Annotated in this window: 17 protein-coding genes; 15 read left to right on the plus strand and 2 right to left on the minus strand. The window is 58.6% G+C overall.

What is annotated here, in order from left to right:
• Positions 1-299 precede the first annotated feature (299 nt).
• Both OZX71_RS00785 and OZX71_RS00790 read right to left on the minus strand, forming a co-directional pair.
• Positions 300-2,006 carry a glycoside hydrolase family 43 protein gene (locus OZX71_RS00785; protein ID WP_277160147.1) on the minus strand — a complete coding sequence of 569 codons (1,707 nt, stop codon included), beginning with the start codon at positions 2,004-2,006 and terminating at the stop codon, positions 300-302.
• 113 nt (positions 2,007-2,119) lie between these two features.
• The gene (locus OZX71_RS00790; protein WP_277160148.1) at positions 2,120-3,703 is read right to left on the minus strand and encodes a glycoside hydrolase family 43 protein; all 1,584 of its coding nucleotides are present in this window, start codon (positions 3,701-3,703) and stop codon (positions 2,120-2,122) included.
• A 112-nt stretch (positions 3,704-3,815) separates the two neighbouring features.
• Here OZX71_RS00790 and OZX71_RS00795 point away from each other — a divergent pair, with 112 nt between their 5' ends.
• From OZX71_RS00795 to OZX71_RS00865, 15 genes are all read left to right on the plus strand, one after another.
• Positions 3,816-5,987 carry a family 43 glycosylhydrolase gene (locus tag OZX71_RS00795; RefSeq protein ID WP_277160149.1) on the plus strand — a complete coding sequence of 724 codons (2,172 nt, stop codon included), beginning with the start codon at positions 3,816-3,818 and terminating at the stop codon, positions 5,985-5,987.
• 51 nt (positions 5,988-6,038) lie between these two features.
• Positions 6,039-7,118: a LacI family DNA-binding transcriptional regulator gene (locus OZX71_RS00800; RefSeq protein ID WP_277160611.1), complete on the plus strand. Its 1,080-nt coding sequence runs from the start codon at positions 6,039-6,041 to the stop codon at positions 7,116-7,118.
• Positions 7,119-7,421: 303 nt separating this feature from the next.
• Complete coding sequence (locus tag OZX71_RS00805; protein WP_277160150.1) at positions 7,422-8,441, plus strand: family 43 glycosylhydrolase; 1,020 nt, start codon at positions 7,422-7,424, stop codon at positions 8,439-8,441.
• Between the two features lie 329 nt (positions 8,442-8,770).
• Positions 8,771-10,081, plus strand: coding sequence for an extracellular solute-binding protein (locus tag OZX71_RS00810; protein WP_277145835.1), 1,311 nt, complete (start codon positions 8,771-8,773; stop codon positions 10,079-10,081).
• 123 nt (positions 10,082-10,204) lie between these two features.
• Positions 10,205-11,146 (plus strand): sugar ABC transporter permease, encoded by a 942-nt coding sequence (locus OZX71_RS00815; RefSeq protein ID WP_277145834.1) that lies wholly within the window; start codon positions 10,205-10,207, stop codon positions 11,144-11,146.
• On the plus strand, positions 11,143-12,078 hold the full coding sequence (locus OZX71_RS00820; RefSeq protein WP_277145833.1) for a carbohydrate ABC transporter permease: 936 nt from the start codon (positions 11,143-11,145) through the stop codon (positions 12,076-12,078). The genes OZX71_RS00815 and OZX71_RS00820 overlap by 4 nt, the downstream gene beginning before the upstream one ends.
• 221 nt (positions 12,079-12,299) lie before the next feature.
• Positions 12,300-13,481: a glycoside hydrolase family 43 protein gene (locus tag OZX71_RS00825; RefSeq protein WP_277160612.1), complete on the plus strand. Its 1,182-nt coding sequence runs from the start codon at positions 12,300-12,302 to the stop codon at positions 13,479-13,481.
• A gap of 236 nt (positions 13,482-13,717) precedes the next feature.
• Positions 13,718-15,091, plus strand: a complete 1,374-nt coding sequence (locus OZX71_RS00830; protein ID WP_348519528.1) for a glycoside hydrolase family 27 protein — start codon at positions 13,718-13,720, stop codon at positions 15,089-15,091.
• An 89-nt stretch (positions 15,092-15,180) separates the two neighbouring features.
• On the plus strand, positions 15,181-16,137 hold the full coding sequence (locus OZX71_RS00835) for a TatD family hydrolase (protein ID WP_277145829.1): 957 nt from the start codon (positions 15,181-15,183) through the stop codon (positions 16,135-16,137).
• A gap of 240 nt (positions 16,138-16,377) precedes the next feature.
• The gene (locus tag OZX71_RS00840; RefSeq protein WP_348519526.1) at positions 16,378-19,140 is read left to right on the plus strand and encodes a KUP/HAK/KT family potassium transporter; all 2,763 of its coding nucleotides are present in this window, start codon (positions 16,378-16,380) and stop codon (positions 19,138-19,140) included.
• 152 nt (positions 19,141-19,292) lie between these two features.
• The gene (locus OZX71_RS00845) at positions 19,293-20,840 is read left to right on the plus strand and encodes an alpha-L-arabinofuranosidase C-terminal domain-containing protein (RefSeq protein ID WP_277160152.1); all 1,548 of its coding nucleotides are present in this window, start codon (positions 19,293-19,295) and stop codon (positions 20,838-20,840) included.
• Positions 20,841-21,286: 446 nt separating this feature from the next.
• Positions 21,287-22,816, plus strand: coding sequence for an alpha-L-arabinofuranosidase C-terminal domain-containing protein (locus OZX71_RS00850; RefSeq protein ID WP_277145827.1), 1,530 nt, complete (start codon positions 21,287-21,289; stop codon positions 22,814-22,816).
• Positions 22,817-22,860: 44 nt separating this feature from the next.
• Positions 22,861-24,240, plus strand: coding sequence for an extracellular solute-binding protein (locus OZX71_RS00855; RefSeq protein WP_277160153.1), 1,380 nt, complete (start codon positions 22,861-22,863; stop codon positions 24,238-24,240).
• A 59-nt stretch (positions 24,241-24,299) separates the two neighbouring features.
• Entirely contained in the window at positions 24,300-25,226 is a 927-nt protein-coding gene (locus OZX71_RS00860) for a sugar ABC transporter permease (protein ID WP_277145825.1), read from the plus strand.
• Between the two features lie 3 nt (positions 25,227-25,229).
• The gene (locus OZX71_RS00865; RefSeq protein WP_277145824.1) at positions 25,230-26,120 is read left to right on the plus strand and encodes a carbohydrate ABC transporter permease; all 891 of its coding nucleotides are present in this window, start codon (positions 25,230-25,232) and stop codon (positions 26,118-26,120) included.
• The last annotated feature ends 37 nt before the right edge of the window (positions 26,121-26,157 follow it).

The raw sequence follows: 26,157 nt of genomic DNA on the forward strand, positions 1-26,157 counted from the left end.
TATGAGGGCGTACCACGTTGACAAGCTGAACTCGTGGCATCCATGGGCGTAAAGCAGATGAAAGACAAGAGAAGAGAGGCTGTATCTTGGGCGATGTCGAAAATGTATAACGTTGGAAATCTATCGGTGAAATACACGTGGAATGTGGTTGCAACGGTGATGAACAGTGACAAGTCGCTTGCCGGCTACGGCTCGACTACCAGAGCCGGGTGACGAAGGAAGGAAAGGCCGGTAGCCGTTGAACGGTGGTGCTGATTTCATCATTCAACGGCTACCGGCCTTCGCGTATGAGCTGTCGCTCAGCACCGTGCGCCCCAGATGCAGAGGTTGTTGCCGACCGCGGAGAAGGTCATGGCCGGCTTGCCGTCGGATTCCCGGGGCAGCGTGACGAAAACGCCGGTGTAGGTGAGCGTGCCGAGTGTGATGCGCATCGAGCCGTTGCCGCAGATCTCGCCGGTTTCGGTTTCGTCGCGAGCATCGAGCGCGTGTCCGTCGCCCGAAAGCCGCCACAGGCCGCAGGTTACGGTACCGTCCGCCGAAGCTACGGATACATCGTCGTCAATCAAACCTGCCGATATCAACGTTTGCAGATTAGTCGCGCTGACACGTCCATCTGGCCGAAGCCGGATATGTACGGGGGTATTGACGCCGTGCCAGCGGCCATCGGCGTCGCGCGTACCGTCGAAATACGTGTCTTGACGCAGGCAGACAAGCTCATAATCACCGGAGATATCCGCGATTTCGGCGGGTGTGTGCGGTGCGATGCCGAGCGATCCTTGATATTCGTAAGGTGCGGCGACCAGCCAGCCGTCAGCGGTGGTGTAGAGCTCGCGTACCCGGGTCTCGTAGTCGTTGTCGTCGCGGCCGATGAAACGGGTGTGGTAGACCATGAACATTCGCCCGTCCTCGCGCGCCAACGCGGAGTTGTGGCCCTGCGAGATTTCCACGCCACCCCAATCGGGGAGTATGGCTTTGCCTTCCGGTGCCGCCTTCGCGGGGTTTGCCGATGGAGACGTGGCGGATCCTCCGTTCCAGGCCACCGAGGCGAGCAGCCGCACGCCGGTTTTGCCGGTCCAATTGTCGGCGATTTCACCGTGTGAGACCGCGGGGTTGCCGGCCTGGTCGACGTAGGGACCGGTCAGCTCGCGCGAACGGAAGACGCGGATTTGGTAGCCGCCGGTGCGTCCCAAGCCCCCGTAGGAGAGCATGAGATACCACCAGCCGTTGGCATGCAGGAAATACGAGCCCTCGCCGGAATTGCCGTATCCGCCCCCGATTTTGATGCCGTAATAGGGGTCGCTCGCGTCTTTGGCGAGCGGGTAGGTGGTCTCGTAGTCGCGTAGTCCGGTTTCCGGGTCGAGCCGGATCATCCACAGCCCGCCGAACCACGAGCCGAAGCTCATCCACATATCGCCGCGTTCGTCGGTCACCGGCGCCGCGTCGATGGCGTTGATATGCGAGTCCTTGAGCGACTGATAGCGCACCAGCGGTCCTGCGGCTTCCTTGCCGAGTACGCGTGGTACGTCGGTTTTTCTGACGTTTTCGGGTTTGAACCCGGAGTAAATCATCGGGCCCACGTATTGCCAGTCGTCTTCGAGATGATCGGCGGTCAGAAGCACGATGACCGACTGGTAGTTCTCGCCGTTGACGGAGAGATACATGCACCACTTGCCCATCGTCGGGTTGAAGATGACGTCCGGAGCCCAGGTATTGCCGGAAAGCGGCGATCCGTTCAAGCCCACCTGTGGCCACTGCTTCCAGATAGGCCCGAGCAGTGTCTCGAAATCGTCGGTGAGATTGTTGTTCAGCGGTTCCCAGTTGACCAGATCGGTGCTGCGGGCGAAGCGTCGGTGCGTGCCGAAAATATAGTAGACCCCGTTTTCTTCGGCGATGGCGGGGTCGTGGATCGGCACGTGTCCGGCGGGCAGCGAAAATTCGTAAAAACCTTCGGGCGTGCGCGGGATGCGGACCGGCAGCCGCCGTGTGGTAATCGTTGAAATGGCCATACATACCTCCTTGAAAAATCTCTCTATGCTTCAGGTCGGCAGGTATGCCAGCGAACGCTGACGATTCTGCGTTCCTGTTCATACCCGCCGACCTGAAGCATCGGGCTCAATAGCTACTTCTTCGAGCCCCAGACGCAGATGTTGTCGCCGAGCGCCGAGAACGTCATGACGGGCTTGCCGTCCTTGTCTCGCGGCAGCCTGTCGAACGCGCCGACGTAGGTGATGCCGTCGAGTGTGATCTCCAGCTCGTTGCTGCCCGCCTTGGTTTCCCAGGTGCCTTTGCGCTCCCCGGTCACCTTGCCGCTGGCGGTGAGCGTGATGTCGGTGCCTTTGTTGACGCCTTTGTAGTCGGTGCTGGTCTTGTCGCCGAGCTTCTTCGGCCCTTTGAAATAGGTGTTCGGGTTCTGCATCGCGAATTCGTAGGTGCCGGCCAGCTCGCTGGTCTTATAGCCCTTGGCCTTCGCCTTGGTGCCGGTGTATTCGTAAGGCGCTGCGGTGAGCCAGCCGTCGGCGGTCGGCAGCAGTTGCCGGGTACGGATCTCGTGGACCTCGCCGCGGTCGGAGAAGCGGGTGTGATAGATGAGATAGACGGTGCCGTCGCTGTCGACGAGCGCGGAATTGTGGCCTTGCGAGACCTCGATGTCGCCGTTGTCGGTGCCGCTCCACTGGTTCGAGGCCATCAGTCGCACGCCGGTGTCGCCTTCCCAGTTGTTGGCGTCGGCGCTGGTCGAGACGGCGGGGTTGCCGTTTTCATCGATGTAGGGGCCGGTGATGGACTTCGAGCGGAACATGCGGATCTGGTAGCCGCCGGTCTGCTCGAGGTGGCCGTAGGAGGTGAAGAGGTACCACCAGCCGTTGGTGTTGAGCAGATAGGAGCCCTCACCGGAGTTGCCGTAGCCGCCGCCGAGCTTGACGCCGTAGTAGCCGTCGGACTTGTCGGTGACGGTTTCGTAGGTCTTCGTGTAGTCGCGCAGGCCGGTTTTGCCGTCGAGCTTCAGCATCCACATGCCGCCGAACCACGAGCCGAAGGTCATCCACATCTCGCCGTTGTCGTCGGCCTTGACACTGGGGTCGATGGCGTTGATCTCGGTGTCGTCGGCGGAGAGGTAGCGACCGAGGTCGGCGTTCTCGCCGAGCACCTTCGGCACGTCGGTCTTGTCCTTGTCGGCGTCGTTGAAGCCGGAGTAGACCACCGGGCCGACGTAGGTCCAGTCGCCCTCGATGTCGCTGGCGGTGAGCAGGACGATGACGGACTGGTAGTTGGCCCCGTTCAGGGAGAGGTACATGCACCATTTCTTCATCGTCGGGTTCCACACCACGTCCGGCGCCCACATGTTGCCCTTGACGTCGGGATTCGAGGACTGCTTGGGCCACGCCTTCCAGATATCGGCGAAAATCGTTTCGTAGTCTGTGCTGAGGTTGTTCTTGAAATAATGCCAGTTGACGAGGTCGTCGCTTTTGGCCCACGCGCGGTGGGAGCCAAAGACGTAATACTTGCCGTTCGCCTTGACGACGGACGGGTCGTGCACCGAGACTCGGCTGATGTGCTTGCCCGCCGAATTGCGGGTTTCCCCGGTTTGGGCGGTGCCGTTGGAGGCGTCGCCGGCGGAGTTGCCCGCGCATCCCGCGAGCGTGCCGATGAGGGTCAACGCCGCCAACGTTGCAGCCAACGTGCGTCGCAGTGTCGTCATTGCCATGATTTGCCTCGCTTCTTTCCGGAAATTGCGGCGTTGCGTTTCTATAACGATGTAATATTTTATAAATATTGTACATCGTTGTAAAGCCGAATGCGGAGACAGGGCGTCGAAGATGGAAAAACATCAGGAATGTATGCAGGAGTATTCCTTGCTGTGCTATACAAGGGAACCCACCGACCGTGAACATGCCAACAATGCCGACATCGCGTTGAGCATGCATCTGGCGCTGCGCTCGCCGGCGACGGGCAGGTGGGAGGCGCTCAACGGCAACTATGGCATATTCTTTGCCGCAGGCGTGCCGCGCGTGGGTGTGCCGCGACACGCGAGAGGCGCGGCAACCGCCTCACGCCATTTGCGCGAGGAGGACGGGCCTTCCGGTTACGCGCCCAGTGGTGCTGTGGGACTTGACGCGCTGATGCCGGACGTCGATATCACCCTCAAAAGCCTCAAAGACCCGTATCTGTTCCGCTGGCCGGACATGGGCTACGGCATCGCGGCCACCCGTACGGCCCGCGGCGGCAAAGCCGACGGGTCCGAACGTTGTGCGTTCCTGCTGGCCCGGAGTCCGGACTTGTTGAGCTATGAGCAGCTGGGCATGGTGACGTTGGATACCGACGAGGGCGTGCACCGCCCGCAGGTGACGGCACTCGCCGAAACCGGGGGATACATGATTTCCTGGCACAATGATGCCGGTGCGTTGCGTACGGCGCATGTCGACAATCTGCTGGAAGCGTTTGACGGCGTGGTCGCGATGGACGAAACCGCAGCTGACGGCAACGCGTGCGCTGGCGCGGAACGCGACGACAGCGGTTCCGAAATGGCTGACTGGCGCAATGAACAGGTCGGGTCGGCCGATATCCCGGACTGCGTGCCCGGCAATGTCATTGACATCGATGAAAACGACGCCATCGCCCTGCTCAACCGCTTCGGACGCGTCTACAACACCGGCGTCGCTAGTCCTGCGCTGACGTTTGCGCTCTCCGCTTCCGCTTCTGCCGTCGACGCCGCGCTTCAACGTTTCGGGCACGAGACCGTCGATCTGCTTTATTCCGACGGTTCTTGCGTTTGTCGCAACGTCGATTGGGACGAGGCGCAGCTTGAGGATTTCAGGCGCAACGTGCTCGCCGGAAACTTCAAGGCCGGCGATGTGGTGAGCATCGACGGTATCGTGCGTCAGGAGACCTATCCGGTGCCGTTCGCCCGTGAACGCGCCGATCCGTCGGTATTCGCCTTCGATTTCAACGGAGAACGGCTGTTCCTCTTCATCGCCACCGACGACACCGGCGGCAATTGCATCGACCCGAATAATGGCCGCACCCACATGCCCCTGCGTGTGGGGCACACCATCGCCGAGCTTTCGGACGCGGCCGGTGGGCGGAGCCGTGAGATCGACCTTTTGAAGTGTGGTGACCGCAACAGCGAGGGGCGGGTGATGACAGGCTGCTTCTGGGCACCGGAACTGCACATCATCGGCGGCCGGCTCTCGATTCTCTTCATGCCGTGTTTCGACGGCCCGGAGCACAATCCCGACGGCACGCCCAACGACCGTGCGGGCAAGCCCGATATGTGGACGGGCTGCTGCCACATCATGCAGCTACGTCAAGATGCCGACGGCCGCGATCTCGACCCGCGCGAACCTGCCAACTGGGATGCTCCCGAGCCGATTTACGGCCCGAAGGGCGAGGCGTTGAATCCGGTGCAGCGCATCAGCCTCGACATGACGGTGTTCACCGATTCCGGGCATTGGTACTACGCCTGGCAGCAGATCGGCAGCGTCTGGATCGCCACGTTCGATCCTGAGCGACCGGCGCATCTGACCAGTTCGCCGCGACAGATCGTGTTCCCGGAATTCGCCTGGGACAATGCCATCGCCGAAGGCCCCAACGTCATCGAGCACGATGGGACACTGTTCCTTATTTATTCCGGCTCCCTGGTCGGCATCGACTACACCACCGGTCTGGCCACCGCTCCGGCCGGCAAGGACGCCGATCTGCTGGATCCGCGAACGTGGACCAAGCTGGATTACCCGTTGCAGAAGTCCAGCATATACAACGATGAATGGCAACTGGGAACTGGTCACGGCATGTGGTCGAGTGACGAGGACGGCAATCCGTTGTATGTCTTCCACGCCGCCGAGTATGCTGACGGGCAATACGGTGGTCGCGACGCGCAGGTGCGCCGTGTACACTGGAATGCTGAAAGGATGCCGATTCTCGACATGCAGGCGAGCGAAGAACTTGATTGCTCCTCGAGATGTGTATCGATGAAGATAGAAATGATGTAATTCGTATATAGTCATCGACATGTTCATTGACAAGCAGGAGTAATGAAGAATATGAAATCATCCGGAAGTGATGCCAGAAGCCATAAAGGTCCTGAACAGAAGGTTGTGACCATGCGCGAGGTCGCAAAAGCTGCAGGGGTCTCGATCAAAACCGTTTCCAACGTTGTCAACGACTATCAATTCGTCTCGGACGCCACGCGCGAGAAGGTCAACAAGGCCATCGACGAGCTCGGTTATGTGGTCAATGCCTCAGCGCGCAACCTGCGGCGAGGCCAGACCGGCGTCATCTCGCTGATCATTCCCGATCTCCAGCTGCCGTATTTCGCCCAGCTCTCCTCGCTGGTCATCGGCGAGGCCAAAAAGCTGGGGCTGCAGGTCATCGTGGAGCCCACGCTCTATTCGCGCGAAGGAGAGATCGAGGCGCTGCACGGCAAGCGGCTTTCCATGCTTGACGGCGTGATCTTCAGCCCCTTGGAGCTTGGGCAGGACGATGTGAACCAGCTCGATGTCGACTATCCGCTGGTGCTTATCGGCGAGCGTATCTTCACCGATTCGGTGGATCATATCGCCACCGAGAACGTCGAAGGCGCCAAGCGCGCCACGGCGTATCTCATCCAGACCGGGTGCCGCAGGGTCGCCGTGCTGGGCGTGCATCCCGGCGAGAAGGTCGGCTCGGCGGGCCTGCGTTTCCAAGGTTATAAAGAAGCCTTGGAAGAGAACGGCATCGAATTCGACGAGCGGCTGGTCGCCCCGTCCAGGATGTGGCATCGTGTCGACGGGGTGGACGCCATGAACCGTCTGCTCGATAGCGGCGTCAAGTTGGACGGCGTCGTCGCGTTGAACGATATGCTCGCTTCCGGTGCCATGCATGCCATCCAGATGCGCGGCTTGAGGATTCCGGATGACGTGTCGGTGATCGGGTTCGACAATTCGGACGATTCGCAATATCTCTCGCCGTCCCTGACTTCCATCGCCCCGGGGCTTGAGGCCGTCGCGCGTCTTTCGGTGCGGGTTTTGAAGAACCGCATCGACGGCGTCAGCCCATTGGGCGCGGCGAATGGCGGCACCGTTTTCCGTAAGGTCTCGTCGACGCTGGTGGTCCGCGATTCCACGCGCCGGGTCGACCGCTGAAATTGTCGCGCAAGACAACAGGGAGGCGTCCTGGCGCCGATTCCCTGTTGCGGCGTTTTGGGTCAGAGACGGTGAGAGCGGCAGAGCTGTTTGCCTGTTTTGATGTTTTCGTCTCCTGATTTGGCATTATGGTATTTTCTGATTTGGCGCCATTGCTGAGATGTAACGCCGATCGCTGAGGTCTCGTTTTGAAGGACGCAATAGCGCAGATAGATAGGCCGCGCCACTCCGATTTGTTTCAACGTTGTAAATCTGCTATATTCAACGTTGTAAATTATAGTTGAGACGGATTCGAGAGTGAACATGGTCGTTTATGACAATCCTATCGTTCTGCAGCGTGCGGATCCATGGGTCCTGAAGAGCGATGAAACCTATTACTTCACAGGTTCGCATCCCCGTTACGCCACCATCGGCATCCGCAAGGCCAAGACCATCGCCGGGTTGCAGAAGGCACCGGAGACCGTTATCTGGCACAAGCACGAATCCGGCCCGATGAGCAGATACATCTGGGCGCCCGAACTGCATCGCATCAACGGCGCCTGGTACATCTACTTCGCGGCCGCCGAGGTCGATTTTGACGCCGCCGATCTGCCGACGCATCGCATGTATGTGCTGGAGAGCAAGGCCGACGACCCCACCGCCGACGAGTGGACGGAAAAGGGCCAAATCGTAACGCCTGTCGATTCCTTCTCGTTGGATGCCACCACCGAGGTCATCGATGGGGTCCAGTATCTGGTCTGGGCGCAAAAGGACCCGCAGATTCCCGGCAATTCCAATCTGTATATCGCCCGCATGAAGAATCCGTGGACGCTCGATACCGATCCGGTGATGTTGAGCCGCCCCGAATACGACTGGGAGTGCGTCGATTTTCTTGTCAATGAGGGGCCGGCGTTCCTGTTGCACGACGACAAGGTCTATATCACCTATTCGGCGTCGGGCACCGGCGTGCCGTACGCCGTGGGTCTGTTGACCGCCGACCGTGGCAGCGACCTGCTCGACCCGTCGAGCTGGAGCAAGGCCGGCGAGCCGGTGTTCAAGACCTGCGAGGCCAACGGCCAGTACGGTCCCGGCCATAATTGCTTCACCAGATCCGAGGACGGTACCGAGGACCTGATGATTTATCACGCACGCAACTACACGCATATCGAGGGCGACCCGCTGTTCGATCCGAATCGTCATGCGCGTGTGGGCGTGGTGCGGTGGACCGCGAATGGCCCCGACTTCGGCACCCCGCAGCCGGACACATTGTGGACACCGACCACCACCGATATTCTTCCCGATGACGGAGGGCCTCTGGCAGGTTCCCGAGCCAAGCGGGCATAAGGCTTCGCCGGCGCGTATGGGTATGGACGTGCCCAGCAAAGTCAAAGTCATAATTGAAAAGGTGAGATGTCAACAAATCAGATCGAGGCCGTAACAGGTTCCGTATCTGTTTGTAATTTTTGTAACGGAGCATGTGTCGTTTGTACAACGTTGAAAATTGCGCTATACTGACATTACATCGTTGCAAAGGCGTTGATGCTCGTGGTAACCGACAAAGGTGTTGAATCCATTGCACGTACTGCGGGAGAGGATAGGGACACGGTACGTCCTTATCCCGGCAACGTTGCGAATATCTTGGGTAATCCCAAGAGAAGGAAAAGGAGAAATCCATGAAAATCAAAAAGACGCTCGTAGCGGCCGTCGCCATGGCGATGGTTGCCGGTCTCGGATTGGCTGGTTGCGGTTCTTCCAGCAATGCCAAGACCGAGAAAACGGCCGACGGAAAAGTGAAGATCACCATGTGGCACGGTTTCTCCGAGGCCGATGGAAAGACGCTCGAGAAGATCGTCAAGAACTTCAACAAGTCGCAGAACAAGTATGAGATCGATGCCCAGCTGCAGCCTTGGAGCACCATCGGCGAGACGATGGTCACCAAGATCACCTCCGGCGACGGCCCCGATATCGTCACCACCGGCGCCGACAACGGCCAGGGCTGGTCGATCGACGGAACGTTCCAGTGCGTCACGGACTTCTACAATGACGCGAAGTATGACACCAAGAACTACATCCCGAACGTCGTCAAGCAGATCACCTTCAACGTCAACGGCAAGACCGAGAAGTGCGGCGTCCCGATGGGCTATGCGCCGACCGCCGTCTGGTACAACACCAAGATGTGGCAGGCCGCTGGCTTGACCGAGAACGACTACCCGAAGACTTGGGACCAGCTGCTCGAGACCGCCAAGAAGCTGACCATTCCGGGCAAGCAGTACGGCATGGCCCTCTCCGATTCCGGCTGGGCCCCGTTCCTGAAGGGCAACGGCTCCGGCATCTACACCACCAAGGGCAAGGTCTCCATCAACACCCCGGAGAACAAGGCCTTCCTCGAGAAGATGCGTGATTTCTACAAGGCTGGCTACAGCCTCAAGGGCATGGACGACACCAAGGCCCGTGAATCCTTCGAGTCCGGCCAGTCCGCGATGGTCATCGTCGGACCTTGGGAAGACCAGGCCGCGACCGACAAGCACATCGAGCACGATCTGTTCCCGGTTCCTGACGGCAACGGCACCTATGTCTATCCTGACGGCACCAAGGGTTCCAACACCGGTTCCACCGGTCTGTATTGGTGGGTGACTTCGCAGGTCAAGGATTCCCCGAAGAAGCAGGGCATCTATGACTTCATGAAGTACTACAACAGCAAGGAAAACCAGATCATGTGGTCGCTCGGCTCGGCTTATCCGCCGAACAACACGCTGGTCAAGGATTCCGACCTCTCCAAGCGTCCGCTCATCGCCAAGATCGCGAAGAACACGAACCACTCCTACATCGGCATTGCCGGCCTCAAGGGCGGCTTCGGCGATATCTCCGCTTCGGTCGACGCGCTGACCAACAACACGGCCCGCAAGGACACCGACATCTCCCAGCTGCTCAACACGGCTCAGGGCAAGATCAAGGGCTACCTCGACGAATACGCCGAGGACTGACCCCAGCAATATAACTGAATAGCCGGCCTGCCTGAAGGCCGGCACCGGTTCCGGCTGGACGCCCGCCACAAGTGCGGGCGTCCAGCCGGAAACCGAAATTTTGCAGTATTCGGAAGGGAAATCATGGACAGAGCAGTCGCCCGCAATGGCGGGGACGTGACGGCGAAAGAGAACAAAAAAGCGCTCTCGCGCCGTAACTTCCTCAAGGGCATCGCATTTGTTGCCCCAGCGTTAATCATTCTTGCAGTATTCGTCTTTTATCCGGCGGTGCAGACGTTCCTGACGTCGTTGACCACCGACCGTATCAATTCCAAGGGCATGTTCGTCGGGTTGCGCAACTACGTCAAGTTGTTCGGCAACGCCGACTTCCGTACGGACGTCATCAACACCTTGTTCTATGCAGTGCTTTACGCCCCGCTTGTGGTGATTGTGGCCCTGCTCTTTGCATTGCTGCTCAACCGTAAGGATCTGAAGTTCGTCGGATTCTTCCGCACGTTCATGTTCCTGCCCTACGTCATTTCGATGACCGTCGCGGCCATCGCATGGGACTTCATCCTTTCGCCGTCGCTCGGCCTGGTGCCGTATTGGGTCGGCAAGATTACCGGCATCCAGCACATGGATTTGCTCGGCACCAGTTCCACGGCCATGATCACCATCGTGCTGATCACCGTTTGGAAGAATTTCGGCTACTTCATGGTCATCTTCCTGGCTGGCCTGCAGGGCATTTCGCAGGAACTCTATGAGGCCGCCGCGCTCGATGGCGTCAACGCCTGGCAGAAGTTCCGCTATATCACCGTTCCTGCGCTGCGCCCGACGTTCGTCTACATCATGATCTTCGGCCTCATCGGTTCCTTCCAGGTCTTCGATCAGGTCTTCATCATGACTTCCGGCGGCCCTGACCGCGCCACCGAGACCATCGTCTATCGTATCTACACCGAAGCGTTCGGCAACGGCAAACTTGGCTACGCGTCCGCGCTGTCGTACGTGCTGCTCATTATGACGCTTATCGTCGGCCTGTGCGTGCTGGTCAACAACGCACGTCATGAGAAGGAGGAAATCGCATGAGTAACGCCACTGATACTCCTGTTTCTGGTCTGTCGCTATCCGCGGAAGCGATGGTGCGCAATGAAAAGGCCAACGCCGAAAACGCACGTCTGCGCAAGAGGGCAAGGTTCCGTCGCCGTTTTGGGCTCTTCTGGAGCTATGTCGCGCTGGCGCTGATCACGTTCCTGATGATCTTCCCGCTGCTCGTGGTCGTTCTCGTATCCTTCACGCCGAAGGACATCACCGAGACCTGGCCGCCAAAACTCATTCCGAGCGCGTTCACGTTGGCCAATTACACGTCGCTGTTCCAGAGGCTCCCGATCGGCCGCGAAATGATCAACGCCGCAGTCTTCGCCTGCGCGGTAACCATCTTCTCGGTCTTCTTCGATTCGCTCGCCGCCTATGGCCTCTCGCGTATCGATTTCAAGGGACGCACGGTCCTGCTCGACATCCTCATCGCCACGATGATGATTCCTGCCATGGCCCTGCTGATCCCGGTCTACAAGCTGCTGGCCAGCATGGGTCTGGTCAATAGCTACTGGGGCATCATCATTCCTCGTATGGCCGATGTGGGCGGCATCTTCCTGCTGCGGCAGTTCTTCATCTCGATCCCGAAGGATCTGGACAACGCGGCGCGTATCGATGGCGCCGGCGAGCTGCGCATCTTCTTCCAGATCATCCTGCCGAACTCGGTTCCGGCCCTGCTCACGATCACGATGTTCAACCTGATGGGCAACTGGAACGATCTGCTCTGGCCGTTGATCATGACGTCGCGTCCCGAGACCCGCACGATCACCGTCGGTCTCGCCATGCTGACCGGCCATGGCTCGTCCGTGACCCCGTATGGCGTGGTGATGGCAGGTGCGTTGATTTCCGCGCTGCCGTTGGTCATCGTGTTCTTCTTCATCCAGAAGAGGTTCGTCGAGGGCATCGCCATGACAGGCATGAAGTAAACAGTCCTTGGGCGACGTTGTGAATCCTGTTCCCCTCCTTTCACAGCGTCGCGTAAGACAATCGCTGCTTGACGCAGCTTGACGTTCGGGTCGTTTCACGCTTTTGTGGGACGGCCCGAACCTGTATGTCACGTATGTTGAAAGTAATACGGTTTTAAAGAAATGTGGATGTGATGATTGACGACGACGGCTCATCGAATGCAGAAAGGCTCAAACGTAAAATGACCGAAGACACGGCCGTGCTTGGCGACCCGTATGGCTACCTGTTGGTCCATTTCAGGGAGGACCCGGATGGATACGCCGAGAGGATCTACTTTGACCTTTCCCGAGGCGACGACCCCACCCACTGGATTCCGCTCAACGGCGGCGAGCCGATACTGACTTCCGGCATCGGCACCACCGGTGTGCGCGACCCACATGTCATTCGCAACCCGGAAACCAGTAAGTATTACATCATCGCCACCGATCTGCGTGTCTTCGGCGGCAGGCCGGAGGATGGCGCGAACTGGTACGACTGGTCGCACCACGGCAGCACCAGTCTCATCATCTGGGAGTCCGACGATTTGGTGCATTGGCGGGGGCCAAGACCGCTGGATGTCTCACGGCCGCTGCGCTATGCGGCCGAGGGGGAATATGGTCGGGGGTGCTTCGGCGGCAATGGCAGCGTTGACGCCGACGACAGGCGCGATGACGGAAGCGGCAATGGCCGTAAGAGTGCTGACGTTGCCACAAGTGACTGCTTGGAGCTGGGGATGGCCTGGGCCTGTGAGTGTCTGTGGGTGCCGGATTATTATCCGGAGACTCATGCAGGTGGGCGTGGCGCGTTCGTGATGTATTGGTCGTCCAAGATTTTCGACCCCGACGACCCAGAGCATCGTGCCGAGGATGTGCATGACACTGTTTTGTGGGGTGCCACGACGGACTTCACGCAGGATACCTTCGAATTCGGAGGCAGGTTCATCGACACCGGCGGCGACTCCATCGACACGACGATGATTCAACGTGCGCAGCCAAACGGCGGGCTGCGCACCTACCGCATCACCAAGGACAACACGTTCGGCCGCGGTATCTGGATGGATGCCACGGATGCGAGGCGCTGGTGGAGGCCGGGCACCGCCTGGCGGACCGTCCAGACCAATATCGGCGACAACTACGACGCCGGCAACGGCGAGGAAGGGCCGGCCGTCTTCGCCGACCACACCATGGGCAGCGACCGCTGGTATCTGCTGGTCGACGTCATTCCCTCGACCGGCTACCGGCCTATGGTCTCCGATGACCTCGAGCAAGGTTGGAAACCGCTGGATGCCGCCGATTTCAGCCTCTCTGCGCATACCAAGCACGGCGGGGTGCTTTCGCTGGACCGCAGCTCCTACGAGCGCTTGCGTGCAGCATTGTGGAGGTAGAAAAGGTTCTGGCGGGTTGCGATGACTGACGTTTTGCCTCCGCCAGAACAAATCAAGCAGCAAACCAATAGCAAGCGATTGATTTGGCTCTGTCGGCAACGGGAGACAAAAGGTTCCTGTCGCCGCGGCAGACCAGCAAGATCAACGATGAAAAACCGATGATGAAGGGACTGACGATGACAACGAATGAAATGCGTGATTCGGCAAAGGGACAGGCAAAGGCGTTGCGGCCTCCGATGGGGTGGAACAGCTGGGATTCCTACGGCACCACTGTCACCGAGGACGAGCTGATGGCCAACGCCCGATTCATGGCCGAGCATCTGAAGAGCGTGGGATGGGACACGGTGGTCATTGACATCGATTGGTATGACCCGACCGCCCGCGCCCACGGCTACAACGCCGACGCGCCGCTGATTCTCGACGGGTACGGCCGGCAGATGCCCGATCCGGTGCGTTTCCCCAGTGCCGCCGATGGCAAGGGATTCGGCCCACTCGCCGCCAAGGTGCACGAGCTGGGGCTGAAGCTCGGTATCCATGTGATGCGCGGCATCCCCAGACTTGCGGTCGAGCGCAATCTGCCGGTCAAGGGTACGCAATATACCGCTCGCGATGTGGTCGACAAGGATCATGTGTGTGTATGGAATCCGGATAATTACGGACTGAACCAGAACCATCCCGGTGCACAGGCTTTCTACGACGCGCAGATTGACCAGTTCGCCGACTGGGGCATCGACTTCCTCAAGGTCGACGACATGCAGACGCCGTTCCACGCCGACGAAATCGCCGCTTACCACCGTGCCATCGCCAAGGCCGAGGCCAGTCACCCGGGTCATGGCATTTCCCTCTCGCTTTCGCCTGGCGGCTGGGTCGCGCCCACGTATGTTGATTTCCTGCGCAGCAACGCGCAGATGTGGCGGATTTCCGACGATCTGTGGGACCGCTGGGACGATGTGTACCAGCAGTTCTCACGGCTCGCCCGCTGGGCGCCGCTGCAGCGGGCCGGCCATTTCGCCGACGCCGACATGCTGCCGCTCGGCCATATCGGGCTTCGCGCCGAACGTGGGGATGACCGCGACAGCCGGCTGACCCGTAACGAGCGACGGACCCTGATGGCGCTCTGGGCGATGGGGCGCTCGCCGTTGATGGTGGGCGGCGACCTGCCCACGAGCACTCCGGAGACCATAGCGTTGTTGGCCAATCCGGCGATGCGCGAGGTCACGGCCGGCTCGGCCAACAATCGCGAGCTGGTACGCGAACGTATTTACGGGACGTGGGGTGACGAAAGCTCCTACCGCGGCGACCTCATCGTGTGGGCCGCGGATGCGCAGGACTGGGCCGACGGCACCGCTTCGGCGCACCGGGGCGGCCATTACGCCGCGATGTTCTGGACCGGCGACGACGAGTATGAACTGCAGGGCAATATCGAGCTGAAGGCTCTGGTGGGGCTTGCCGATGCCGAGAAGCCATGGAAGGTGGCCGATCTCTTCGCCGGTGTCGCCGATGGCGACGCGGAAATCCCGACCGCCCGCGTCGCTGGTACGGGCGCCGATCGCGTACTCAAGGGCACGATCGCCCCGCACGGCGTCCTCTGGTTCGCGCTGGACAAGTAAGGCATCCCATTCGTCTATTCGATAATAGCCAGTGGAGGATTTTGCTGTATAAAAGCGTATCAGGATGATGTCGGACTAGGCTGGGCGACATGAGCAAGAAACATCGGGATCGTAGTTGGGCGCCGGCTCCGGAGGCGTTGCCGGACGGGGTGCATGTGGTCGACGACCATACGCATGTGGCGAGCGTGGTGCCGTTCGCGCGCGAGATGAACCGGCAAGCGATCGAGCGTGACCAGCCGCCGGTGCCGGTTTACAACGTCGACGAGATTCTGGGGCAGGCGCAGGCCGTCGGGGTCGAGGGCGTCATTGACGTCGGCTGCGAACTGCCGAATTTGAAGGTCGCGGTGCAAATGGCGCTCGACCATCCCGGCGTTGTTCACGCCGGCCTGGCGATTCACCCGAACGAGGCGGTGTTGCACGGACATCGGGGCGTGCCCGGGCCGGACGGGCTGCCGATCAAGTACCAGCCGTGGCACGATGTGAGTTTCGAGGATGCGCTCGCGGAAGTTCATCGTTTGGCCGTGAAATACCCGCAGCAGGTGGTGGCCATCGGCGAGACCGGCATGGACCTCTTCCGCACGGGGGCTGCGGCGATGGAAATCCAGCGCGAAGCCTTCCGTGCCCATATCGCGTTGGCCAAGGAGCTCAACCTGCCGATGCAGATTCACGACCGCGATGCCCATAAGGAGGTCATCGAAACGCTGCTCAGAGACGGCAGCCCGGAGCGCACCGTCTTCCACAGCTGGTCCGGCGACACCGAACTTGCGCAGATCGCCCGCGAGCAGGGCTGGTATCTGAGCTTCTCCGGCGCATCCAGCTTCAAAGGCAACGAGGAGATCCGCAGATCTGCCGCCGTGGTGGGCCTCGATCACATCATGGTCGAAACCGATGCTCCCTACCTCACCCCGATGCCATATCGCGGCCGCACGAACGCTCCATATATGATTCCTTATACCTTGAAAGCGCTTGCGGACGCCCTTGATTTGCCGGTAGGTGAAGTCGCAGAGGCGACGCGTCGGACGACGAGGGCTGTGTACGGCGTGTAAAGCTCGATCCCGACGATTTTTACGGTAATTTGATGAAAAATATATAATCCCCGATATTCGTATGCGCTGAATGTAATTTTGAAGGTTTCGACATCGCCTTTTCCAGGGTCGATTTTGGTTTATTGAGATTACGAGGCTAAACTGGCGCTTTGGTTTTATAAACGAGGGCGCCCGCAAGCCGGGCTTTGAGAAGAAATGGTATGCGGGAAGGTTTCGTTTTTCCGCTTTGGAGGGCAGGTCATGGCGCAATCGCAGGATCGTGGGTCAAAGCAGCCTCAAAATCGAAGAATTCGGCGTCGCAATGACGGCAAAACCGAAAAAAATTCGGCGGAAAAGAAGGCCGTCCGCAAGCTGGAGCATGAGACCGATGAGGTGAGTAAAGTCGCCTCAAAGGCGCAGAAACAAGCGGTCACTGCCGAGCAGAAGGCACTCAGAGCCGAAAAGCGTGCCGTGAGCGCGGAGAAGAAAGCGTTGCTTCGCGCCGACACCTTTACCAACGCACCCAAGGTCGCGCGTGACACGTTGACCCGCGAGGAACGTCAGGCCATCGCCAAGCACGAGCAGGAAGAGCAGGAAGAGGCCAAAAAGCTGACCGAAGCCTCGTCGCGCGGACCGCTCGGTCGCTGGTGGCGCAAGATGCAGTCCAGCCCCGACAAGGTCACACTGGGCATGGCCATCGTCGCGCTCGGCGTGGTCTACGGCGACATCGGCACGTCCCCGCTCTACACTTCGCAGACCTTCCTCGCCGGGCAGGGCGGTCTCGGCAACATCGACAGGCCTGCGGTACTTGGCCTGCTTTCGCTGGTTTTCTGGTCGATCACGCTGATCACCACCGTCAAATACGTGCTCGTCGCCATGCGCATCGACAACAAGGGTGAGGGCGGCATTTTCGCGCTGTTCTCGCTGATTCGTCACCACGGCAAGTGGCTGGTCATCCCCGCGATGCTGGGCGGGGCGGCGTTCCTGGCGGATTCCGTGCTGACCCCGGCCGTCTCGATCTCCTCGGCAGTGGAAGGCCTGAAAACCATTCCGCTCTTCGAGCCGGTGTTCCGCGAAAACGGCAACCTTTCACTGATGATCACCGTGGCGATCATCGTCATCCTCTTCTGCGTCCAGTCTCGCGGCACCGAGCGTATCGGCAAGGTCTTCGGCTCGGTGGTCATGGTCTGGTTCGCCTTCCTCGCGCTGACCGGCATCGCCAACCTGAGTGGCGACTGGTCCATCTTCGAAGCCATCAACCCGATTTACGGCATTCAATTCCTCTTCAGCAAACACAACGTGGCAGGGCTGGCCATCATGGGCACGGTCTTTCTCTCGACCACCGGTGCCGAAGCGCTGTACTCCGACATGGGCCACGTCGGCCGCGGCAACATCTACTTCACCTGGCCGTTCATTTTCGTGGCTCTGGTCTTCAACTACTTCGGCCAAGGCGCGTGGATGCTGCGCCATCAAGGCGACAAGGCGCTGATCGCCGCCGGCGCGGGCGTCAACCCGTTCTTCCAGATGATGAGCCCGAACGTGCGTTACGTCGGCGTCATTCTCTCGGTCGCGGCCGGCGTCATCGCCTCACAGGCCCTGATCACCGGCGCGTTCTCCATGGTCAGCGAAGCCACTGGCTTGAACTGGATGCCGCATCTGCAGGTGCGTTACCCGGCCCGTACGCGCGGCCAGCTCTATATCCCGGTGGTCAACGTCGTGCTGTGTGTGGCGACGCTTTCCGTGCTCGCCCTGTTCAAGGATTCCGAGCACATTTCCGCCGCCTACGGCCTCGCGCTCACCGTCACGATGATTACGACGACGATTCTCCTGACCGTTTATATCTGGTACAAGCACCATCGCGTGCTCGCCGGAATCTTCTTCGTCGTGTTCATCGCCATCCAGACACTGTTCTTCGTCGCTTCCATGGCGAAGTTCCTGCACGGTGGCTGGTTCACCATGCTCCTGACGGCCTGCATCCTTCTGATCATGGTCACTTGGAACGACGGAACCAGGATCGAGCGTTCGCAGCGCCGGCATATGAAGCCCCGCGATTTCAAGCCTGCGCTCGACAAGTTGCATGACGATTTCCGTATCCCGTATTTCGCCGACAACCTCGTCTACCTGACCAGCGATTGGGAGATGCACCGGCTTGACACCGACATCTTCTTCTCGATTTTCGCCGACCACCCCAAGCGTGCGCGCGCCTGGTGGGCCGTGTCGGTGGTGACCACCGACGAGCCGTTCACGCGCGAGTATTCGGTGGAGGATTTTGGTACCGACTACATTTTCCGTGTGCGGATCAAGCTCGGCTTCAAGGTCTCGCAGTCCATTCCGGCCTATATCCATCAGGTCATGCACGACTTGTCCGCTTCCGGCGAGCTGCCGGAGCAGAAGTCGGTCTATCCGAAGGTCGACGCCGATCCCGACATCGGCACGGTGCGTTACGTCCTGGTGCACAAGGCTTTGATGCCGGAGTCCAAGCTGACGGCCCGCGAGGCTCTGAGCCTCAAGATGAAGTATGCCATCCGTCATGTGGCCGGCTCTCCGGTCAAATGGTTCGGTTTGGCCCCCTATAACCCGGTGGTCGAAGTCCAGCCGCTCTTCCTCTCCACCCGACGTCCCCCGCGGCTCAAGCGCGAGCCTCTGCGTTCCGGCAAGCGCCGCGTTGAATCGCGTGATTCTGCGGCGAGCCGAAAAGATGCCAAGGAGGGGGCGGATCGTAGCCGTTCCAAGGCTCGCGGTGGTGCCGGTACGATAAGTGTTTCCAGAAAGTCTGCAGACGCTATCGGCGTTGTCGAACTCGCCAAAGGCCGTAAAGGTCTCGGCAAGCTTGCCAAATCCGTCAAGCTGCAGAAACTGCAGGACGCACAAGGCGATGCGGGCGCGAAGGAAAGCAAGGCCGCGGCTTCGGCGGAAGGAACCGGGCGGAAAGCCGTTGCCGACGAGCGCGGGAAAGTCGATACCGGTGAACAGACCACAGTCATGCCGCGTCCCGACACCAAGTCCGGCAAGTCCGGAAAGTAGCCGTAAGTCGATATCCAATCGGATATGAATATGCAGGCGCATCATTCGTTGAGTATGTTGATGCGTCTGTGTGGTATCCGCCATTCAGCGTATTTCGTAAGGTTACGCTACCATGATATGTACAACGATGTAAAAAATTGTTAAGGAGAAAAATGGCACAGACGTCATCTGCCAATTCGGCTCGGTTGATTGTTGATGATGATTTCGAAGTAGGGCAGGTCGACAACCGCCTGTTTGGATCATTTGTCGAGCACCTTGGCCGTTGCGTATATACCGGCATTTACGAGCCGGGACATCCCACGGCCGACGCCGATGGATTCCGGCAAGATGTGATTGACCTCGTGCGCGAACTTGGGGCGACCACGATCCGTTATCCGGGCGGCAATTTCGTGTCCGGTTATCGCTGGGAGGATGGCGTAGGTTCCAAGGATCGGCGTCCTCGTCGTCTTGATATGGCGTGGCATTCCACGGAAACCAACCAGTTCGGTCTTCATGAGATGGCCAAGTGGCTTGAAAAAGCCGGCGGCAACGAGCTGATGGAGGCCGTGAACCTTGGCACGCGCGGTCTCGAGGACGCGATGGACCTGCTCGAATATGCCAATATTCCCGGAGGGACGGAGCTTTCGGAGGCGCGTCGCGCCAACGGTGCCGACAAACCGTTCGACATCCGTATGTGGTGCTTGGGCAATGAGATGGACGGTCCGTGGCAGCTCGGTCACAAGTCGGCCGAAGACTACGGCACGTTGGCCGCTTCGGTGGCCCGCGGCATGCGGCAGATGGACCCTGACCTCGAGCTGGTGGTCTGTGGTTCTTCGGCGCATAATATGCCTACGTTCGGCATGTGGGAAGAGACGGTGCTTTCCAAGTGCTACGACTTGGTCAACTTCGTCTCCTGCCACGCCTATTACCAGCCTCACGATGGCGACATGGCCAGTTTCCTGGCTTCCGGCGTTGATATGGACGGCTTCATTCATGACGTCGTCGCTGCCATCGATGCCACCAAGGCGAGGCTCAAGAGCAAGCATGACGTGTTCATCTCCTTCGATGAATGGAACATTTGGTATCAGGACGCCGAGCCGAGCAAGAACCCTGAAGGCATCGGCAACTGGCCGGTCGCTCCGCGCTTGCTTGAGGATATCTACTCTGTGGCGGATGCCGTGGTCTTTGGCGATTTGATGATTACGCTTTTGAAGAATGTGGACCGAGTTCATGCCGCGAGTTTGGCTCAGCTGGTCAACGTCATCGCGCCGATTATGACGGAGCCCGGTGGTCCGGCTTGGCGACAGACCACGTTCTATCCGTTCTCGATTACGGCTGGTCTTGCCAAGGGCGGCACGGTGCTCGAGCCGAAGCTGGACTCCTCGCAGATCTCCACGCCGAAGTATGGCGAGGTCGATGGCGTCAACGCTGTGGCCGTCCGCGGCGCCGATGGTTCGGTGTCCGTCTTTGCGGTCAACAGGTCGCTGAATACTCCGGCCGAGTTCGAAGTGCGTATCCCTGAAGACATGCGAGCGAAGTCGGACCGTTTGAGTGTCAAGGCGCAAACCCTGCACGACGATGACATCAACGCTAAGAACACGCTGGAACATCAGACCCGCGTCACCCCGCATGCCAACGATACCGTTTCCTTCGATGCGCAATCCGGGACGGTGAAGCTTACTTTGCCGGCGGTTTCATGGACGGCTATTCGCGTGAAATGATGTGACGATAGAGAAATCCTCAACCGCCTGTTCGCTGTTGTTTTTTAAGCGGAAGGCGGTTTTATGTTGCTCTTTGTGCTGCATGTACAAAGTGACGAACTGGTTGATGGCGCTCAAGATGGTTGCAAAGTAATAGCGTCAGCATGCGTCTTGAGCACAAGAGCCGCTGCTCTATATTGGGCGGCAACGCAATTGCGCGTCGTCGTTGTACCTGGGATAATCGCTTCGCTGATGAAATAGATAATTATTTTTACGGCGTGTTGCAAAGGAACAAGCCGTTAAGTACAACCTTGTATTTCAAAGGAGTTTGCAAGAGAAGTAGCAGCGGTGTATGTTAATAAATACAACAAGTACAAGGTTGTATTAACCTCAAGGATTTTAGAGAGTTGGCTAATATTGCCTGTAAAGACAACGTTGTACTATTTGGCGAATTGAAAGAGGAGATCATGCCTGAAGGTGCCGCAACCAACAAAGCGCGACTTATCGTTGATGATGAATTTGAGATTGCCCCTATCGACGATAGGCTGTTTGGCTCGTTTGTCGAGCATCTTGGACGCTGCGTCTATACGGGTATATACGAGCCGGGTCATCCGAGCGCCGATGCCGACGGTTTCCGCCAGGATGTGATTGATCTGGTGCGTGAGTTGGGGGCAACCACCATCCGCTACCCGGGCGGGAATTTCGTTTCTGGCTATCGTTGGGAAGATGGTGTCGGTCCGAAGGATCGTCGTCCCCGTCGCCTTGACACCGCTTGGCATTCCACGGAAACCAACCAGTTCGGTCTTCATGAGATGGCCAAGTGGCTAAGCAAGGTTGATGGGAACGAGCTGATGGAAGCGGTGAATCTGGGAACGCGCGACCTCGGCAACGCGATGGATTTGCTGGAATACGCCAACGTTCCGGGAGGGACGGAGCTTTCGGAGGCACGCCGCGCCAACGGTGCCGACAAGCCGTTCGACATCCGTATGTGGTGCCTGGGCAATGAGATGGACGGCCCGTGGCAGCTGGGGCATAAAACGGCCGAAGAATACGGTCGTCTTGCGGCGGAGGTCGCTGCGGGTATGCGGCAGATCGATCCCGATCTTGATCTCGTGGTCTGCGGTTCGTCCACGCACGATATGCAGACATACGGTTCATGGGAAGAGACCGTTCTCGATGCCACATACGATTTGGTCGATTTCGTGTCCTGCCATGCGTATTCACGCCCTTGGAATGGCGATATGCAAAGCTTCATGGCCTCCGGCGCCGATATGGAGGCGTTTATTCATGAGATTGCCTCCATCGTCCGATCGGTGAAGGCCCGCCATAAGACTTCGCATCAGGTCTATCTGTCCTTTGATGAGTGGAACGTCTGGTATAAGGCCAACGATCCGGCCAATAACCCATCGGGAATCGGCAATTGGCCTACCGCTCCGAGGCTTTTGGAGCAGATCTACTCCGTAACGGACGCGGCAGTGGTCGGGGACCTGCTGATTTCGTTGATGCGCAATGCGGACACCGTTCATTCGGCTTCTCTGGCCCAGTTGGTCAACGTCATCGCGCCCATCATGACCGAGCCCGGCGGCCCGGCTTGGCGCCAGACCATTTTCTATCCTTTCTCGCTTTCCGCGCGCTTCGCCAAGAACGGCACGGCCCTCCAGACCGTACTGGACGGTCCGTCCATCGACACGCAAGCGTATGGCGAGGTGAGCGCAATCGGGCATACGGCCGTGCGCTGTGAAGATGGGTCATTGGCCATCTTCCTAGTGAACCGTTCATTGCATGACAATACGAAACTCGAGATTGCGCTGCCGGCCCGTCGTCGGTTCTCCAAGGCCGAATCGTGGACACTGCACGACGATGACGGCTCGGCCTGCAACACGCTCGAGCAGCCCGATCGAGTGACCCCACAGGTCACCGACAACGTCGCCATTGATGGCGACACGATATCTGTGAATCTTGCGCCTGTATCTTGGACGTTGATTCATGTTTGTTGATTATCCAATTGTGCCAGTGTTGGCGCAACGATAAGGAGGAAAAAATGAGAAGTATCAACAAGGCATTGGGCCTCGTCCTTGCGGGCGCCATGGCCCTGTCTGTTGGAGCATGCGGTTCGGGTTCTGACAGCGGCTCGAAGGCGGCCGGCAGCGACGCGCATGCCAATGATTCCGCCAAGTGCATCAATAAGGTAAAGAATCCCAAGGCCGAAAAGGTGACTCTTTGGTCTTGGTATCCCCAGGTCGAGAAGCTGATCGACCATTTCAACGAAACCCATAACGACGTGCAGGTCTGCTGGACAAGCTCCGATCAGTCCGCCAAGGCGTATTCGCGCTTCAGCACCGCCATCAAGGCCAAGTCCGGAGCCGCGGACATCGTGCAGCTCGAATATGCCATGATGCCGCAGTACGCTTCAGGCGTTGAGAAGCATCTCGTAGACCTGAACAAGTACGGGGTCGGCAAAATCAAGAACAACTACACTCCAGGTGCTTGGAAGGACGTCCAGTTGGGCGGCAACAAGAGCGTCTATGGTGTGCCGGTGGATGTCGGCCCGGTCGTGATGTATTACCGCAAGGACATCTTCGACAAGTACGGCGTGAAGATTCCGACGACTTGGGACGAGTACGAGAAGGCAGGCCTTGAGCTCAAGGCCAAGGGCTATCAGGGCCACATCGGCAACTGGCAGCCTAACGGCACCCTGTTCAACTACGCCTATTACGATCAGGCCGGCGGCAAGGTCTTCAAGTATTCCGCGAACGACCCCGAAAAGGTCGGCATCGATGTCAATTCCGCTTCGGTCAAGAAGGTCGTCACCTTCTGGCAGAAGATGGCCAAGGAAGGTATCGTCGCCACCGATGATACGGATACCGCGGCTTGGAACAAGAAGAACGTCGACGGCTCTTATGCCACCATCATCCATGCTTCGTGGATGGTCGGCTACCTCAATGGTCTTTCCGGTGTCCAGGACGGTTCGATCTGGCAGGTCGCAAAGGCCCCGGGTTGGACTGCGAACGACCCGGCCATCAACTGCGGCGGTTCGGCCCTTACGGTGACCGATCAGGCCAAGGACACCAAGCAGGCCGCCAAGGTCGCCATGGAGTTCTTCGGTGACGATCAGGCCCAGGACATCGCCGTCAACGATTCCGGTCTGTATCCGACCTGGCAGAAGAAGCTGCAGTCTCAGGCGTTCCTGAACCGTGGTGAGAAGTTCTTCAACAACCAGCAGATCAACAAGATCATCGCCCCGGTTGCCCAGAACTACAAGGGCTATCAGTTCCTGCCCTTCCAGACCTATGCCAATGATGAGCAGACCAAGACTTTGGCCTCGATTCTGCGCGATGGCGCCAATGTGAGCACCAAGCTTGATGCTTGGGAGAAGACACTGAGCACCTATGCCAAGCAGCAGGGCTTCACGGTCGAGTAACAAGTGATTTTAGGGAGAGGCGGGTTCCGGCCCGCCTCCCCCTCAATGAGGAGAAGCTCATGTCGAAAAAGAAAAATAATGTTGTGCCGCATGGTACCAAGTCGTTGTCGACGACAAAGGCGAACCGCTGGGGCTGGATATTCACTGCCCCGTTCGGCATCGTGTTTATCCTGTTCCTTGTCGTTCCGCTTGTCTATGCGTTCTTTGTTTCGCTATACAGCTATACGCAGGTCCGTGGTACGGTATTCACCGGGCTTGCCAACTATAAAAGGGTGTTCACCGATCCTATTTTCCTGAATGGTCTGAAATTGGTTGTGCTCTACACCATCGTGATGGTGCCCATTCAGCTTTTGTTCGCGCTTCTGCTGGCGCTCGTGCTCGACAGCGTGAAGTCCAAATTTGCATCGGTTTCCCGCCTGCTTTACTTCTTGCCGTATGCCATTCCTGTGGTTATCGGCGCGCTTATGTGGGGCTTCCTGTATTCAAAGGATATGGGACCCTTCACTTCGTTCTTCCAACTGTTCGGTATGAAAGCGCCTGACTTCCTTGCTCCGGGCAGCATCTTCGGTTCGCTGGTCAACATGGTCACCTGGCAATGGACCGGCTATTATATGGTCATTCTCTATTCTGCGTTGCAGTCGATTCCGACGGATCTTTACGAGTCCGCCCGAATCGATGGGGCTTCGGAAGTCAAGATCGCTTTGAAGATCAAGGTCCCGATGATCACCAGCTCGATGGTCATGGTCACCATCTTCGCGTTGATCGGCACGTTGCAGTTCTACACCGAGCCGATGGTCTTGAGAAACAACGCGAACTCCGCGATACCACCTGAATATACGCCGAACATGTATGCGCAGGCTTTGGAATTCAACTACAACCAAATGAACTATGCCGCGACGGTCTCGTTCGCACTCGGCCTTCTGGTGGTCATCTTCAGCGTGGTGTTCATGGTATTGACGCGCAAGCAGTCTGGATTGGAGGACTGAGCGATGAAACAGAATCAGAATATCGATAAAGGTCAGAAGATCAACAGGGGGCATCAGATCACCGCCAAGGTCTTCATGGTGATCTGCATTCTCTACTTCATTCTGCCGGTCTGGTGGCTTATCGTCGCCGCCACCAAGAACAACGCCGGGTTGTTCATGGGCACTGGCGGCCCGATGTGGTTCGACAAGCATTTCGCTTTGTGGGACAACATCAAGGAACTCACCACTTACCAGGATGGCATCTACTGGCGTTGGCTGTTCAATTCGCTGCTCTACGCTTTGGTCGGCGGTGTCGGTGCGACGGCATTGTCGGTTATGGCGGGTTATGGGTTCGCCAAATTCCGTTTCCGTGGCCGCAAGGTGTACTTCAACATCGTTCTCGGCGCGTTGATGATTCCGACCACGGCATTGGTCATTCCCACGTTCATCATCATGACGAAGATCGGAATGAACGATACGATCTGGGCGGTTATCCTGCCTTCCTTGCTCTCTCCGTTCGGCACGTACCTGATGCGCGTGTACTGCACGTCTTCTCTGCCTGACGAGATGATGGAAGCGGCGCGAGTCGACGGTGCCGGCGAGATGAGGACCTTCTTCCAGGTTTCGCTGCCGATCATGACCCCGGCCATCACCACGGTTTTCCTGCTTTCCGTGGTCAATTGCTGGAACAACTACTTCCTGCCTCAGGTCGTGCTCGCCAATACCAAGCTCTTCCCGATTACAGTGGGTCTGACCCAATGGCAGGCCAAGTCCAACGCCGGTGCGGGTGTGGAGCAGGTGTGGAATCTCATCACCTGCGGCGCCTTCATCTCAGTGATTCCGCTGGTTCTGGCGTTCCTCTTCCTGCAGCGCTATTGGGTAGGCGGCATTACCGCCGGAGCTGTGAAGCAGTAGTAAGAGGGTAAGACAGTAAAGAATCTGAGTGGCGTAT

The organism is Bifidobacterium sp. ESL0764 (genome assembly GCF_029395515.1).
Taxonomy (GTDB): Bacteria; Actinomycetota; Actinomycetes; order Actinomycetales; family Bifidobacteriaceae; genus Bifidobacterium.

What these genes read in the sequence shown, in the direction of transcription:
- OZX71_RS00785 (WP_277160147.1), bottom strand. Translation starts at nt 2,006, where the DNA reads ATGGCCATTTCAACGATTACCACACGGCGGCTGCCGGTCCGCATCCCG.
- OZX71_RS00790 (WP_277160148.1), bottom strand. Translation starts at nt 3,703, where the DNA reads ATGGCAATGACGACACTGCGACGCACGTTGGCTGCAACGTTGGCGGCG.
- OZX71_RS00795 (WP_277160149.1), top strand. Translation starts at nt 3,816, where the DNA reads ATGGAAAAACATCAGGAATGTATGCAGGAGTATTCCTTGCTGTGCTAT.
- OZX71_RS00800 (WP_277160611.1), top strand. Translation starts at nt 6,039, where the DNA reads ATGAAATCATCCGGAAGTGATGCCAGAAGCCATAAAGGTCCTGAACAG.
- OZX71_RS00805 (WP_277160150.1), top strand. Translation starts at nt 7,422, where the DNA reads ATGGTCGTTTATGACAATCCTATCGTTCTGCAGCGTGCGGATCCATGG.
- OZX71_RS00810 (WP_277145835.1), top strand. Translation starts at nt 8,771, where the DNA reads ATGAAAATCAAAAAGACGCTCGTAGCGGCCGTCGCCATGGCGATGGTT.
- OZX71_RS00815 (WP_277145834.1), top strand. Translation starts at nt 10,205, where the DNA reads ATGGACAGAGCAGTCGCCCGCAATGGCGGGGACGTGACGGCGAAAGAG.
- OZX71_RS00820 (WP_277145833.1), top strand. Translation starts at nt 11,143, where the DNA reads ATGAGTAACGCCACTGATACTCCTGTTTCTGGTCTGTCGCTATCCGCG.
- OZX71_RS00825 (WP_277160612.1), top strand. Translation starts at nt 12,300, where the DNA reads ATGACCGAAGACACGGCCGTGCTTGGCGACCCGTATGGCTACCTGTTG.
- OZX71_RS00830 (WP_348519528.1), top strand. Translation starts at nt 13,718, where the DNA reads ATGGGGTGGAACAGCTGGGATTCCTACGGCACCACTGTCACCGAGGAC.
- OZX71_RS00835 (WP_277145829.1), top strand. Translation starts at nt 15,181, where the DNA reads ATGAGCAAGAAACATCGGGATCGTAGTTGGGCGCCGGCTCCGGAGGCG.
- OZX71_RS00840 (WP_348519526.1), top strand. Translation starts at nt 16,378, where the DNA reads ATGGCGCAATCGCAGGATCGTGGGTCAAAGCAGCCTCAAAATCGAAGA.
- OZX71_RS00845 (WP_277160152.1), top strand. Translation starts at nt 19,293, where the DNA reads ATGGCACAGACGTCATCTGCCAATTCGGCTCGGTTGATTGTTGATGAT.
- OZX71_RS00850 (WP_277145827.1), top strand. Translation starts at nt 21,287, where the DNA reads ATGCCTGAAGGTGCCGCAACCAACAAAGCGCGACTTATCGTTGATGAT.
- OZX71_RS00855 (WP_277160153.1), top strand. Translation starts at nt 22,861, where the DNA reads ATGAGAAGTATCAACAAGGCATTGGGCCTCGTCCTTGCGGGCGCCATG.
- OZX71_RS00860 (WP_277145825.1), top strand. Translation starts at nt 24,300, where the DNA reads ATGTCGAAAAAGAAAAATAATGTTGTGCCGCATGGTACCAAGTCGTTG.
- OZX71_RS00865 (WP_277145824.1), top strand. Translation starts at nt 25,230, where the DNA reads ATGAAACAGAATCAGAATATCGATAAAGGTCAGAAGATCAACAGGGGG.